General features: G+C 60.8%; 9 protein-coding genes. 6 read left to right on the top strand and 3 right to left on the bottom strand.

The window, feature by feature from the left end; translation table 11 throughout:
- The first annotated feature begins 8 nt into the window (after positions 1 to 8).
- From AB3X39_RS01255 to AB3X39_RS01230, 6 genes are all read left to right on the top strand, one after another.
- Positions 9 to 1,289, top strand: coding sequence for an ABC transporter substrate-binding protein (locus AB3X39_RS01255; RefSeq protein ID WP_369415538.1), 1,281 nt, complete (start codon positions 9 to 11; stop codon positions 1,287 to 1,289).
- A 13-nt stretch (positions 1,290 to 1,302) separates the two neighbouring features.
- The gene (locus AB3X39_RS01250; protein WP_369415537.1) at positions 1,303 to 2,241 is read left to right on the top strand and encodes a carbohydrate ABC transporter permease; all 939 of its coding nucleotides are present in this window, start codon (positions 1,303 to 1,305) and stop codon (positions 2,239 to 2,241) included.
- Positions 2,238 to 3,107, top strand: coding sequence for a carbohydrate ABC transporter permease (locus tag AB3X39_RS01245; RefSeq protein WP_369415535.1), 870 nt, complete (start codon positions 2,238 to 2,240; stop codon positions 3,105 to 3,107). Before AB3X39_RS01250 ends, AB3X39_RS01245 begins: the two co-directional genes overlap by 4 nt.
- Positions 3,108 to 3,112: 5 nt before the next feature.
- The gene (locus tag AB3X39_RS01240; protein WP_369415534.1) at positions 3,113 to 4,156 is read left to right on the top strand and encodes an ABC transporter ATP-binding protein; all 1,044 of its coding nucleotides are present in this window, start codon (positions 3,113 to 3,115) and stop codon (positions 4,154 to 4,156) included.
- Positions 4,157 to 4,180: 24 nt separating this feature from the next.
- Positions 4,181 to 5,671, top strand: coding sequence for a sucrose phosphorylase (gene gtfA, locus AB3X39_RS01235; protein WP_369415533.1), 1,491 nt, complete (start codon positions 4,181 to 4,183; stop codon positions 5,669 to 5,671).
- Between the two features lie 64 nt (positions 5,672 to 5,735).
- Positions 5,736 to 8,090, top strand: coding sequence for a TonB-dependent receptor domain-containing protein (locus AB3X39_RS01230; RefSeq protein ID WP_369415532.1), 2,355 nt, complete (start codon positions 5,736 to 5,738; stop codon positions 8,088 to 8,090).
- Between the two features lie 39 nt (positions 8,091 to 8,129).
- Here AB3X39_RS01230 and lpdA read toward each other — a convergent pair whose 3' ends face one another.
- The 3 genes from lpdA to AB3X39_RS01215 form a co-directional block, all read right to left on the bottom strand.
- Positions 8,130 to 9,560 carry a dihydrolipoyl dehydrogenase gene (lpdA, locus tag AB3X39_RS01225; RefSeq protein WP_369415531.1) on the bottom strand — a complete coding sequence of 477 codons (1,431 nt, stop codon included), beginning with the start codon at positions 9,558 to 9,560 and terminating at the stop codon, positions 8,130 to 8,132.
- Between the two features lie 84 nt (positions 9,561 to 9,644).
- Positions 9,645 to 10,910 carry a 2-oxoglutarate dehydrogenase complex dihydrolipoyllysine-residue succinyltransferase gene (gene odhB / locus AB3X39_RS01220; protein WP_369415530.1) on the bottom strand — a complete coding sequence of 422 codons (1,266 nt, stop codon included), beginning with the start codon at positions 10,908 to 10,910 and terminating at the stop codon, positions 9,645 to 9,647.
- A 17-nt stretch (positions 10,911 to 10,927) separates the two neighbouring features.
- Positions 10,928 to 13,783 carry a 2-oxoglutarate dehydrogenase E1 component gene (locus tag AB3X39_RS01215; RefSeq protein ID WP_369415529.1) on the bottom strand — a complete coding sequence of 952 codons (2,856 nt, stop codon included), beginning with the start codon at positions 13,781 to 13,783 and terminating at the stop codon, positions 10,928 to 10,930.
- Between the last annotated feature and the right edge of the window lie 195 nt (positions 13,784 to 13,978).

Raw genomic sequence — 13,978 nt, 5'->3', positions numbered from 1 at the left:
AGCGATGGATGACGTGCCTTCAATCACCCAAAAATCATGCTGCGGCCCTCTTGCTCGTGATGGCAGGTTCCGTATCCGCACAAACCGTCGTTTCGATGTGGGTTCATGCTGGCGCCGGCCCCGAGGCCAAGGCCTACGCGCAGGCTGCCGAAGCCTTCAACAGCGCCCACAAGGACGTTCGCATTGACCTCGTGCGCTTGCCTGAAGGCAGCTACAACGATCAAGTCAACGCCGCCGCCTTGGCGCACAAATTGCCTTGCGTGCTCGATTTCGATGGCCCCAACGTCTACAACTACGCGTGGACCCAAAAACTCATCCCCTTGGACGCGTTTCCCGAGTTGAAGCAGATCGCTGAGACCGAACTGCTGCCCTCGCTCAAGCGTCAAGGCACCTACAACCAGCAGCTCTACAGCTTGGGACAGTTTGACTCGGGCTTGGCGCTTTGGGGCCAGCGCAAGCTGCTGCAAAAAATCGGGGCGCGCATCCCGACCCAAGTCAGTGAGGCATGGTCGCTCACTGAGTTCGAAGATGTGCTGAAAAAGCTCAAAAGCGCGGGCGTGGCCTTCCCGCTCGACATGAAGCTCAATTACGGCATGGGCGAATGGTTCACCTACGGCTTCTCACCCATCGTGCAAAGCATGGGCGGTGATCTGATCGATCGCCAGACCCTGCATTCGGCCCAAGGTGCGATCAACGCTCCGCAAGCCATCAAGGCGCTGGGCATGCTCCAAGCGTGGTCCAAAGCTGGTTGGATCAACCCATCCACCAAAGACGACGGCGACTTCATCAAGGGCAAATCGGCCCTGTCTTATGTGGGTCACTGGGTCTACGCCGATTACCGCAAAGCCTTGGGCGACGATCTGGTGCTGATACCGATGCCCAAGTTTGGCGCCAAGGCCGTGACCGGAGCAGGTTCTTGGAACTTCGGCCTCTCCGCCGATTGCAAGGCACCCAAGGCAGCGGCCACCGTGCTGGCGCACCTGATGTCGGTCGAGGAGATCACCCGTGTGACCCAAGCCAATGGCGCCATCCCTGGCACCCGCAGCGCCTTGGCCAAGAACCGCAACTACAGCGCTGGTGGCCCGCTTTCGATCTACACCGAGCAGATCCAGCAAGGCGTGGCCGTGATCCGGCCGGCCACCCCAGCCTACCCCGTGATCACCACCGCCTTTGCCGAAGCGGTGAACAACGTGCTGGCGGGTTCGGACCCGAAAAAGGAGCTGGACCGTGCGGCGCGCAAGATCGATCAAACCCTCAAGGACAACAAGGGCTACCCGGTGATCAAGTGATCCCCTCTCGGCCATGCCCCTGACTTTTGAGCGCTTTATGTCGTCCTCCAGATCCCCTCGTTCATCGGTGTTCACCCCGTGGCTGTTCGCCGCTCCGGGGCTGCTGCTGATGGTGACCTTCTTGGTCGTGCCCTTCCTGATGGCGGCCGTCTTGTCGTTCACCGATCAGCGCTTGCTCACGCACGCCGCCATCGCCACCGAGTTCGTCGGCGTCGAGAACTACCTGCGTCTTTGGGAGGACGAGAGTTTCTGGGCCGCCTTGGGCAACAACCTGCGCTTCGTGATCGTCGTGGTGCCGGTGCAAACCGCGCTCGCCTTGGCTCTGGCCATGCTGGTGAATCAAAAGTTGCGCGGCAGCCGACTCTTTCGCACGATCTATTTCATGCCGGTGGCCACCACCATGTCGGTCGTAGCCGTGATCTGGTCGCTGCTCTACAGCCCCGATCAAGGCGTGATCAACCGCATGGTCGATGGGCTGAGCTTCGGGCAGATCGGGCCCCAAGACTGGCTGCGCGATCCTGCGCTGGTGATGCCCGCCGTGATGCTGCTCTCCATCTGGCAGGGGGTGGGTTTTCAGATGCTGGTGTTTCTCGCCGGCCTGCAAGCCATTCCACTCGATCTGTATGAAGCCGCCACGCTTGAAGGGGCGCGTGCTTGGCAGCAGTTGCGCTGGATCACCCTGCCGATGCTGCGCAACACCACCATCTTCGTGCTGGTCACCACCACCATCTACGCCTTCCAGCTCTTCACGCAGGTGCAGATCATCGCCAACAGCGGTGCGGCGGCGCCGGTTGACAGCTTTCGCACCATGGTCATGCTGATGGTTCACGAAGGGTTCCGCAACGGCAACATCGGCTACGCCTCGGCGCTGTCGGTGGTGTTTTTTCTGATCGTGCTGGCGATTTCGCTGCTCCAGCGCTGGGTCATCCGCGAAGAACGGGCGGTCGCATGAAAGCTGCGCTTCAAGCCAAGCTCGTGGCCTACGTGCTGCACGCCTTGCTGTGCGTGTTCTTCCTCTTCCCGCTGCTGTTCATGGGGGTGTCGGCCTTCAAGGGCGATGAGATGCAACTGCTGCAAGACATGGGCACCTTGCGCGCCTTCTTGCCGGTGGGCGATCTGTCGCTGCAAAACTTCCGTGATGTGGCGGAACGCACCCGCTTCGATCTGGCGTTTTGCAACTCGGTCGGATTGGTCGGCATCACCGTGGTGCTGGGTTTGCTGGTCAACAGCATGCTGGCCTACGCCTTGGCACGCTTTCAGTTTCCCGGCCGCCAGGTGCTGCTGGCCAGCATCGTGGCCCTGATCGTCATTCCCTTCGAAGCCATCGCCGTGCCCTTGCTGCTGCTGGTCAACCAGCTGCCGTGGTTCAGCGAAGGGGCTTGGGTGCAGGGCTGGCTGGACAGTTACCACGTGCAGGTGCTGCCCTTCGTCGCCAACGCTTTCTCGGTCTACCTGTTCTATCAATCCTTCATCGCCCTGCCCAAGGATTTGGAAGAAGCCGCGCTGATGGACGGTGCCGGCCCGTGGCGCATCTACTGGAGCATCGTGATGCCGCTGTCCAAGCCGGTGATTGCGACCGTGGCCGTCTTGCAATGCCTGGCCCGTTGGGGCGATCTGCTCTGGCCGGTGATGGTGGTGCGTGGCGACGAGCATGCCACCCTGCCTTTGGCGATGCAGACCTTCTTTGGTCAATTCCCGCGCCAATGGGGCGATGTGATGGCCTTTGCCGTTTTGGCCACCTTGCCCACCTTGCTGGTGTTTCTTGTTTTCCAACGCTGGTTCGTGCGCAGCGTGGTTTCCAGCGCCATCAAAGGCTGATCGATATGACCCGTATCACGCTCAACGCTATCCGCAAAAGCTACGACAGCGGCCCAGAAATCATCCAAGGCATCGATCTGTCGATCCAGGACGGTGAGTTCATGGTCTTCGTCGGCCCTTCGGGCTGCGGCAAATCCACCTTGCTGCGCATGATCGCCGGGCTGGAAAGCATCTCACAGGGCCAGCTGCTGATCGGTGATCAAGACGCCACCCATCGACCCCCGGTCGAGCGCGGGGTGGCCATGGTGTTTCAGAGTTACGCGCTTTACCCGCACATGACCGTGGGCGACAACATGCGCTTTGGCCTGCGCATCAACAAAGTCCCCAAGGCCGAGATCGCTGAGCGTGTGGGCCGCGCCGCCGAGATCTTGCAGATCAGCCATCTGCTGGATCAATACCCCCGGCAACTCTCGGGCGGCCAGCGCCAGCGAGTAGCGATTGGTCGGGCGATTGTGCGCAAACCTGCGGTCTTTTTGTTCGACGAGCCGCTCTCCAACCTCGACGCCAATTTGCGCGTGCAAATGCGCGTCGAGCTGACGCGGCTGCACCGTGAACTGGGCACGACGATGATTTACGTCACCCACGATCAAACCGAAGCCATGACCATGGGCGACCGGATCGCGGTCTTCAACGGCGGTCACATCGAACAAGTCGGCGCCCCGCTGGCGCTCTACGAAGCCCCCGACAACACCTTCGTCGGTCAGTTCCTCGGCTCGCCGAAGATGAACCTGCTCCCCGCGAGCCACGAGGGTTTGGGCCCTTGGCGGCCCTTCAAGACCGAACAAGGCGTGGCGCACCTTGGCGTGCGCCCTGAGGCGCTGGTCACGGTGCCCACCGGCCAAGGCTGGCCCGTGCAGGTCGATGTCATCGAACACTTGGGCGACACCACGTTAGTGTACCTGCGCGTACCCGGCATGGAGGCGCCCCTGTGCATGAAGCTCGCCTGCGGCCGCTGTGACTGGCAGCCCGGACAAGCTCTTTGCATCGCACCCGCTCCCGGTGGTCTGCATCTGTTCGGTGCGGATCACCGCCGCATCACCACGCTTTGAAGCGGACACGCTCAGACATCCACCATGCGTAACCAAGTCCAACTCATCACTTATGTCGATCGCCTCTGTGGCGGCGGCATTGCCGATCTGCACCGTCTCCTAGGTGGCCCCTTGAAGGGGGTCTTTGGTGGCGTTCACCTGCTGCCTTTCTTTTTTCCGATCGACGGGGCCGACGCTGGTTTCGATCCCATCGATCATCTGCAAGTCGATCCCCAACTCGGTGACTGGTCAGACATCGCCCGTCTGGCCAAGGACATCCCGATCATGGCGGACGTGATCGTCAATCACATGTCCTGCGACTCACCGCAGTTTCGGGACTACGCCCGCCACGGCGCAGCCTCGCCCTATGCCGGCCTGTTCCTGACTCTGGACGCTGTTTTTCCGAACGGCGCCACTGAAGCTGATCTGCTGGCGATCTACCGACCGCGTCCCGGTTTGCCGTTCACACCGATCACCTTGGCCAACGGTGACAAGCAGATTTTTTGGACCACCTTCACCCCCCAACAACTCGACATCGACGTCAAGCATCCCCAAGGTCAGGCGTATCTGGAGGCGATCTTGGTTCGTCTGGCCAGCTCAGGCGTGTCGATGGTGCGGCTTGATGCGGTGGGCTACGCCGTGAAAGAGGCCGGGAGCAGCAGCTTCATGACACCGGCGACCTTTGCGTTCATCGCCGAGTTTGCCGACCGGGCCCGCGCTCACGGTCTGGAAGTGCTGGTGGAAGTGCACGCCTATTACCAGCGCCAGATCGAGATCGCCAAAGCGGTGGATTGGGTCTATGACTTCGCCTTGCCGCCGCTGATCCTGCACGCGCTGGCTTTTGGCACCACGGGCCCCTTGAGCGACTGGATTGACCAGCGGCCCCACAACGCGCTGACGGTGCTCGACACCCATGACGGCATTGGCATCATCGATATCGGGGCCGAGAGCAGCGACCGCGCAGGGCATCCCGGCTTGGTGCCCGATCACGAACTGGATGCCTTGGTCGAGAAGATCCACCTCGCCAGCCAAGGCCAGAGCCGCCAAGCCACCGGGGCCGCAGCCTCCAACTTGGATCTCTACCAAGTCAACTGCACCTATTACGACGCGCTGGGTCGCAACGACGCGGCTTATCTGCTGGCCCGGGCGCTGCAATTTTTCCTGCCCGGCATCCCGCAGGTCTATTACACCGGCTTGCTGGCCGGCCACAACGACATGGCGCTGCTGGCGCAAACCGGGGTCGGCCGCGACATCAATCGCCACCATTACCAAACCGCAGAGATCGAACAAGCCTTGCAACGCCCCGTGGTTCAAGACCTGATCACCTTGATTCAGCTGCGCAACGCGCACCCGGCCTTTGCGGGCACATGCCAAGCAGAGCGCATGGGCACAGCCGGCCTGCGTTTGCGCTGGGTCCATGGCGACCACGCCATCGAGCTGGCGCTGGACGTCAGCACGACGCGCTTTGTCATCGACATGCACGGCCCGGAGGGCGCCACCCGCTTGGCTTTGAAAACCCCGGTCGATTTTTGTTGATTTCTTTTGCAATCGATTTCATTTTCTGCCCCTGTCCACTTTCCAACCAAGAATGGAGACCTCGATGAAACGCTCCCCCACCTTGTCTTTGCACCCCATCGCTTGGGCCTCGCTGATGGCTTTGGCGCAAGCGGGCACAGCCTACGCACAGACCGTGGCAGAACCGGCCGCTGCAACGGCCACTGCGACTCCTGCCGTGAGCGAAGCACCTGCACCGGCTGCCACGTCTGCGGCAACAGGCGCCAGCAGTGACGGCCTAAAACTGGACGCCATCGTGGTCACGGGCACATCGACGGCACGCAGCAAGATGAAGCAAAGCGTTTCGATCAGCACGCTGGGGGCCGAACAGTTGCAAAACTCCACCGCCACCAGTGCTGCCGAAGTGCTGCGCGCCGTGCCGGGTATCCGTGCTGAATCTTCGGGCGGCGAAGGCAACGCCAACTTGGGCGTGCGTGGTCTGCCCATGTCCGACGGGGGTGGCCGCTACGTTCAACTCCAAGAAGACGGCCTGCCGGTGATGCTCATCGGCGATATCTCCTTCGCCACCGCTGACGAGTTCGTCCGCGCCGACTATTCGGTCAACGCCATCGACGTCATCCGGGGCGGCTCGGCATCCACCTTGTCCACCAACTCCCCCGGCGCCATCATCAATTTCCGCTCGCACAACGGCAAAGACAGCGCCGGTGGCGCGGTGGGCATGAGCTTCGGTCTCGATCACCGCCAGCAGCGCTTGGACTTCGATTGGGGAGGGGCGATCGGCGATCGCCTCTACGCCCATGTCGGTGGTTTTGAGCGCATGGGCCAAGGCTCGCGCAACACCGACCTCACCGCAGAAAATGGTGGTCAGGTCAAGGCCTCCATCACCAAGGAATTCGACAACGGCTACCTGCGCCTCAACGTCAAGCACTTGGATGACCGGACACCAACGTATCTGCCAGTGCCCGTGGCCCTGAACGGCAACACCATCAGCGCCATCCCCGGGGTCGATCCGCGCAACGCCTACTTCATCAATTCGAATTTCCCGATCGACACCGTGATCGATCGCAACGGTAATCCACAAGTCACCAACCCTGCGGATGGCTTGCACGTGCAAGTCGATGCCATCGGCTTGGAAACTCAACTCAAGGTGGGTGGCGGCTGGACGGTCACCGACCGTTTCCGGCGCAGCGCCAATTCGGGCCGCTTTACCGGCGTCTTCCCGGCGGGCGGCCAGCCCGCAGGCTACACCGGCACCACCCCGGTGTTCTCGGCCAACCTGTTCAACACCAGCTTGGACGACATGGGCAACGTGTTCAACGATGTGCGCGCCCAGAAGGAAATCAAGCTCGATACCAGCAAAGTCACGGTCACCGGCGGCCTATTCAGCGGCGTGCAAAACGTGGCTCAGACGTGGTACTGGAACAACTACAACATCGGGCTGACCGGCAACGGCGCAGCCTTGTACAACAACGCCGGCAGCCCCACCACCGCCCCTGTGGGTAACGCCCCGACCACATGGGGCGGGTGCTGCTTCCGCGCCATCGATGTGCGTATCACCGCCATGGCGCCCTACGCCGCAGCGACTTGGGAAAACGGTCCCCTGAGCATCGATGCCAGCGTGCGACGCGATACCCAAGACGGTAGCGGCTGGCAACGTTTCGGCAGTGCGGGCGGTACCACCATGGGGGCTTGGAATGCCGCCGTCGATAAGGTCAGCTTCTCATCGTCGGCCAACTCGTACTCGTTGGGCAGCAACTACGAGCACAACCGCAACTTGGCCTCCTTTGCGCGCGTCAGCCATGGCGTGTCGTGGAAGTCACCCGACCGCGTGATCTGGGACACCCGCGCTGCGGCCGGTCTGGATCCGTATCCGCTCAACGAAGTCGATCAACTCGAAGGGGGCGTCAAGTTCCGCAGAGCCGGTTTCTCGGCGTTCCTCACGGCCTTCTTTGCCAAAACCAAAGAAGGGGCCGGTTACGAAGTCACGTCGCAAACCGTCAAGCAAAACGCCTATGACTCCAAGGGCGTTGAAGCGGAAACCACCTTCAGCACGGGCAACTTCCGCCTAGCCAGCGGGGCCACGTTGACCAAGGCGCAGATCACCTCCGGTGCCAACAGCGGCAACATCCCACGTCGCCAAGCCAATCTGCTTTATCAGATCGCGCCGAGCTACACCTTGGATGCCGTTGAGATTGGCGGCGCCATCATCGGCACCACCAAGTCCTATGCCCAAGACGACAACGTGGTTGAGTTGCCGGCCTACACGGTGGTGAATGCCTTTGCCAACTACGAGCCGCAGAAAAACACGCTCATCTCGCTGGGTGTCAACAACCTGTTCAACGCCATCGGCTACACCGAGGCGGAAGCCCAAGGAAGCCAATACGTGGCACGTTCCATCAACGGACGCACCGCCAAACTGAGCTTCAAGTACATGTTCTAAACATGTACTCAAAAAAGGGGGCCTTTGGCCCCCTTTTGATCAGAAGTTCAGCGTGCGCTTGTCCACGGCCAAGGCCGCTTCCTTGGTCGCTTCGCTCAAGCTGGGGTGGGCGTGACAGATGCGCGCGATGTCTTCGCTTGACGCCTTGAACGCCATCGCCACCACAGCTTCGGAGATCAACTCCGAGGCCATCGGGCCGACGATGTGCACGCCCAAAATCTCGTCGGTCTTGGCGTCGGCCAAAAATTTGACGAAGCCGGTGGTGTCGCCCAGCGCTCGGGCACGACCATTGGCCAAGAACGGGAACTGACCCGCCTTGTAGGCCACGCCGTCCGCTTTGAGCTGCTGCTCGGTGCGCCCGACCCACGCGATTTCCGGACTGGTGTAGATCACCCACGGGATGATCGAGAAATCAACGTGCCCATGCTGCCCAGCGATGCGCTCGGCCACCGCCACGCCTTCTTCCTCGGCCTTGTGCGCCAGCATCGGGCCGCGCACCACATCACCCACGGCCCAAACGCCGGGCAAGTTGGTTTTGCAGTCGCCGTCCACGACGATCAGGCCGCGCTCGTCGAGCTTGAGACCCACGGCCTCCGGGTTCAGCCCGGTGGTGTTGGCCGTGCGGCCGATCGAGACGATCAGCTTATCCACCGCCAGCGTGACTTCCTCGCCCTTGGCGTTGGCATAGGTGACGACCACGCCGTCACCCGAGGCATCCACCTTGGAAATCTTGACGCCGAATTCGAGCTTCAGCCCCTGCTTCTTGAACGCCTTGAGCGCCTCCTTGGCCACACCTTCGTCGGCAGCCGCCAAAAAGGTCGGCATGGCTTCGAGGATGGTCACTTCAGCGCCCAAACGACGCCAGACCGAGCCCATTTCCAAGCCAATCACGCCCGAACCGATCACGCCAAGCTTCTTGGGCACCGCAGCGATGCGCAGCGCGCCGTCGTTGGACAGGATCTTGTCTTCGTCAAACGGCGCACCCGGCAACGCACGGGCGTTGGAGCCGGTGGCGATGATGACTTGCTTCGCCACCAAGGTCTCGGCGGCTGCGCCTGCGACATGGATCTCATAGCCACCGCCTTCGACGGCCTTGGCAAAGGAGCCCAGACCGTGGAAGAAGCTGACCTTGTTCTTCTTCAGCAGGTAGAGGATGCCGTCGTTGTTTTGCTTCACCACCGCATTCTTGCGATCCACCATCTTGGCCACATCCATCGACAGATTCGACAGGCTGATGCCGTGGTCGCCGAAGTGGTGCGCGGCGTGCTCAAAATGCTCGGAAGATTGCAACAGCGCCTTCGACGGAATGCAGCCAACGTTGGTGCAGGTGCCGCCTGGGGCTGGACCGCCCTTATCGTTCTGCCACGCGTCGATGCAGGCCACGTTGAAGCCGAGTTGTGCGGCACGGATCGCGGCGATGTAGCCGCCGGGGCCGCCGCCGATCACGACGACGTCAAAAGACTTGGACATGTTGAATTCCTAGAAATCTTGGCAAAACGCCCCCGAAGGGGCGCCTGTGAAATCACATCAAATGGAGCGCGGCTCAGATATCGCTCAGATATCGAACAGCAAGCGGGCCGGATCTTCCAACGCTTCCTTCATGGTCACCAGACCCAGCACGGCTTCGCGGCCGTCGATGATGCGGTGGTCGTAGGACATGGCCAGATAGTTGATCGGGCGCACCACCACTTGGCCGTTTTCAACCACGGCACGATCCTTGGTCGCATGCACGCCCAGAATGGCCGATTGCGGCGGGTTGATGATCGGGGTCGAGAGCATCGAGCCGAAGGTGCCGCCGTTCGAAATCGAGAACGTGCCACCCGTCAAATCGTCCAGCGAGATCTTGCCTTCCTTGGCCTTTTGACCAAACTCAGCGATCTTCTTTTCGATGTCAGCAAAGCTCATCTGATCGGCATTACGGATGATGGGCACCACCAAGCCACGGGGCGAGCCCACAGCGATGCCGATGTCGAAATAGCCGTGATACACGATGTCGTTGCCATCGACCGACGCGTTCAGCACCGGGTACTTCTTGAGCGCAGCCACCGCGGCCTTGACGAAGAAGCTCATGAAACCCAGCTTGACGCCGTGTTCCTTTTCGAACTTGTCTTGGAACTTCTTGCGCATCTCCATCACCGGCGCCATGTTCACTTCGTTGAACGTGGTCAGAATGGCGTTGGTCGATTGCGACTGCACCAGACGCTCAGCCACACGGGCACGCAGGCGGCTCATCGGCACGCGCTGTTCCGGGCGATCACCCAAGTTGACCATGGCCGGGGTGGACACCGCCGGCAACGGCTTGGCCACAGCAGGCACGGGAGCCACTTTGACCGCCGGAGCAGGTGCCACCGGGGCGGCAGGAGCGGCAACACCCGCCGCCACAGCACCCAGCACATCCCCCTTGGTGACACGACCATCCTTGCCGGTGCCAGTCACGGCCCCGACCGACAAACCGTTGTCAGCCAACAGCTTGGCCGCCGCAGGCATGGCCACACCGGATTTATCCGCTGCGGCCGGCGCAGCGGGAGAAGCCACCGCAGCCACCGAAGCAGCAGCGGGCGCAGCAGCCCCAGCCTTGCCTTCGGTGTCAATCTGGGCAATCAACTGATCGCTGACCACGGTGCCACCATCGGCCACCACCAAGGCAGCCAGCACACCTGCGGACGGGGCAGGCACTTCCAGTACCACCTTATCGGTTTCGATTTCGATGAGAATTTCATCGATCGCCACGGCATCACCGGGCTTTTTCTTCCATGTCAGCAAAGTCGCTTCAGCGACGGATTCGGACAGTTGGGGAACTTTGACGTCTACGATAGCCATGATGAAGTCTGAATGCGTTATTTGGACAGAACGAAGCCCTTGAGCTTGGCGAAGGCTTGATCAAGCAAGGCCTTTTGCTGCTCTTGGTGCAAGTGGGCATAACCCACCGCCGGCGAAGCCGAGGCCGGACGCCCGGCGTACCCAAGCTTCTGTCCTTCTTGCATGTTTTCGTGGATCTGATGCTGAACGAAGAACCAAGCACCTTGGTTCTGCGGCTCGTCTTGACACCACACGATTTCGGCCAGATTGGGATATTTCTTCAACTCGTTCGCAAACGCCTTGTGCGGGAACGGATAGAGCTGCTCCACACGGATGACAGCCACATCGTTCTTCTTTTCCTCGCGCTTCTTGACCAAATCGTAATAGACCTTGCCCGAGCAAGCGATCAGTCGCTTGACCTTCGAAGCATCCACTGTCGCGCTTTGATCACCGATCACGGTGCGGAACTCACCCTTGGTGAATTCATTCAGTGGCGAGGTGGCATCCTTGTTACGCAGCAGCGACTTCGGGGTCATGATGACCAGCGGCTTGCGGAACTGGCGCACCATCTGACGGCGCAGCAAATGGAAGATCTGGCTGGCCGAGGTGGGCTGCACGATCTGCATGTTGGTGTCAGCGGCCAACTGCATGAAGCGCTCCAGACGCGCCGAGCTGTGCTCAGGGCCTTGGCCTTCGTAGCCGTGCGGCAACATCAGCGTCAGCCCATTGGCACGGCCCCACTTCACTTCACCCGAGGCGATGAACTGGTCGATCACCACTTGAGCGCCGTTGACGAAGTCGCCGAATTGACCTTCCCAGATGGTGAGCGTGTTCGGATCCGAGCCGGCGTAGCCGTACTCAAAGCCCAACACGGCCTCTTCGGACAGGATGGAATCAATGACGACGAACGGCGCTTGGTTCTCGGCAATGTTCTCCAAAGGAACATAGGTGCCGATGTCCCACTTCTCGCGGTTTTGGTCGTGCAGCACAGCATGGCGGTGCACAAAGGTGCCCCGACCGCAATCCTCGCCCGACAGACGCACGGCGTAACCCGAAGCCACCAAAGAGGCGTAGGCCAAGTGTTCGCCCATGCCCCAATCCACATTGATCTGGCCTCGACCCATCGCAGCGCGATCAGCGATGACCTTCTCCACCAGCGGGTGCACCTTGAAGTTGGCCGGAATGGTGGTGATCTTTTCAGCCAAGCGGCGGATTTCCGTCAAGGGCAGACCGGTATCGGCCGCATCGGTCCACTTGCGACCCAAGTAAGGCAGCCAATCGACAGCGTACTTGCTCTTGAAGTTGGTCAGCACCGGGTCCACCGTGTGCTTGCCCGCATCCATGGCGGCGCGGAAGTCCTTGGCCATCTGGTCCGGACCATCGGCTGGCAACACGTTCTGCGCCACCAACTTTTCACCGTAGAGACGCCGCGTCCCCGGATGGGCGCTGATCTTTTTGTACATCAGCGGCTGCGTCAGCGAGGGCGTGTCTTGCTCGTTGTGGCCCAGCTTGCGGAAGCAGACGATATCGACCACCACGTCCTTCTTGAACTCTTGGCGGTAATCCATGGCCAGCTGCGTACACAGCACCACGGCTTCAGGATCATCGCCGTTCACATGCAGCACCGGCGCTTCGATCATCTTGACGACGTCCGAGCAGTACAGCGTCGAGCGGCTGTCGCGCGGGTCCGAGGTGGTGAACCCGATCTGGTTATTGATCACCAGATGCACCGTGCCCCCCGTGTAGTAGCCCCGGGTCTGGGCCAAGGCCAAGGTTTCCATCACCACGCCTTGACCGGCAAAGGCCGCATCACCGTGCACCAGCACCGGCAACACTTGTGAGCCCTCCTTGTCACCCCGACGATCCATCCGCGCCTTGACGGAGCCTTCGACCACCGGATTGACAATTTCGAGGTGTGACGGATTGAAGGCCAAGCTCAAGTGAACCGCGCCACCCTTGGTCGGGATGTCGCTGGAGAAGCCTTGGTGGTACTTCACGTCGCCAGCCGGCAAGTCTTCAGGCGCGGTGTGATCGAACTCGGCAAACAAGTCCTTGGGCATTTTGCCCAAGGTGTTCACCAGCACGTTCAGCCGGCCTCGGTGGGCCATCCCGATGACGATTTCCTGCACGCCCTTGGCACCGGCGCGTTGCACCAGTTCGTCCATGGAGGCAATGAAACTTTCGCCACCTTCGAGCGAGAAACGCTTCTGACCGACGTACTTGGTGTGGAGAAAACGCTCCAACCCTTCCGCTGCGGTCAAGCGCTCAAGGATGTGTTTTTTCTCTTCGACCGAAAAACTCGGCTTGCTACGGATCGCTTCCAGCCGTTCCTGCCACCAACGCTTCTCCGTGGGATCGGTGATGTGCATGTACTCCGCACCCACCGAGCCGCAATAGGTTTCACGCAGCGCCTGCACGATCTCGCGCAGCGTCATGTTTTCCGCTTTGGTGAAGTAGGTGTTCGTGGCGCTGAACGTGATGTCCATATCGGACTCGCTCAGGTCGTAGAACGCTGGTTCCAACTCGGGAATCTTGGGCCGCTCATGACGCTTGAGCGGATCCAAGTCGGCCCAACGGGAGCCCAAAAAGCGATAGGCCGCAATCAGGGACTGCACATGCACTTGCTTGCGCGCCACAGCAAGATCGGCCGAGCTGGCTTTAAGGGCAAACGCATTGGATTTCGCGCGTTGAGCAAAGGACTCGATCACCGGCGCATGGGCCACATCGCGCGTGTCCGACCCATCGGTGGCCGGGACGTTTTGTAGGGCGTCGAAGTAGCTACGCCAGTTGTCTGGTACGGAGCCTGGATTGTCGAGATACGACTCGTACATTTCCTCAACATAGGGCGCGTTACCACCGAAGAGGTACGAATTCGACCTGTATTCCTGCATCATCTGCGCTCACCTTTCGCCTTGGTATGCAAGGCTTTGATGGGTTGAAAAACCTTCCGCGACACGGCTTGACCGATTGGCGGACTGCAATCTGCGTTGGCCCGATGCGTCAGTCATCAAGCAAAACCAGATCGTTGCGGGGGCGAACTCTATCATCAAGTTATCCCTGTCTCGCAAACCGGTCCTCGGTCAAAAAAC

This window comes from Leptothrix ochracea (genome assembly GCF_041083635.1).
Taxonomy (GTDB): Bacteria; Pseudomonadota; Gammaproteobacteria; order Burkholderiales; family Burkholderiaceae_C; genus Sphaerotilus; species Sphaerotilus ochraceus.
This window is presented reverse-complemented; position numbering and strand designations above follow the sequence as displayed.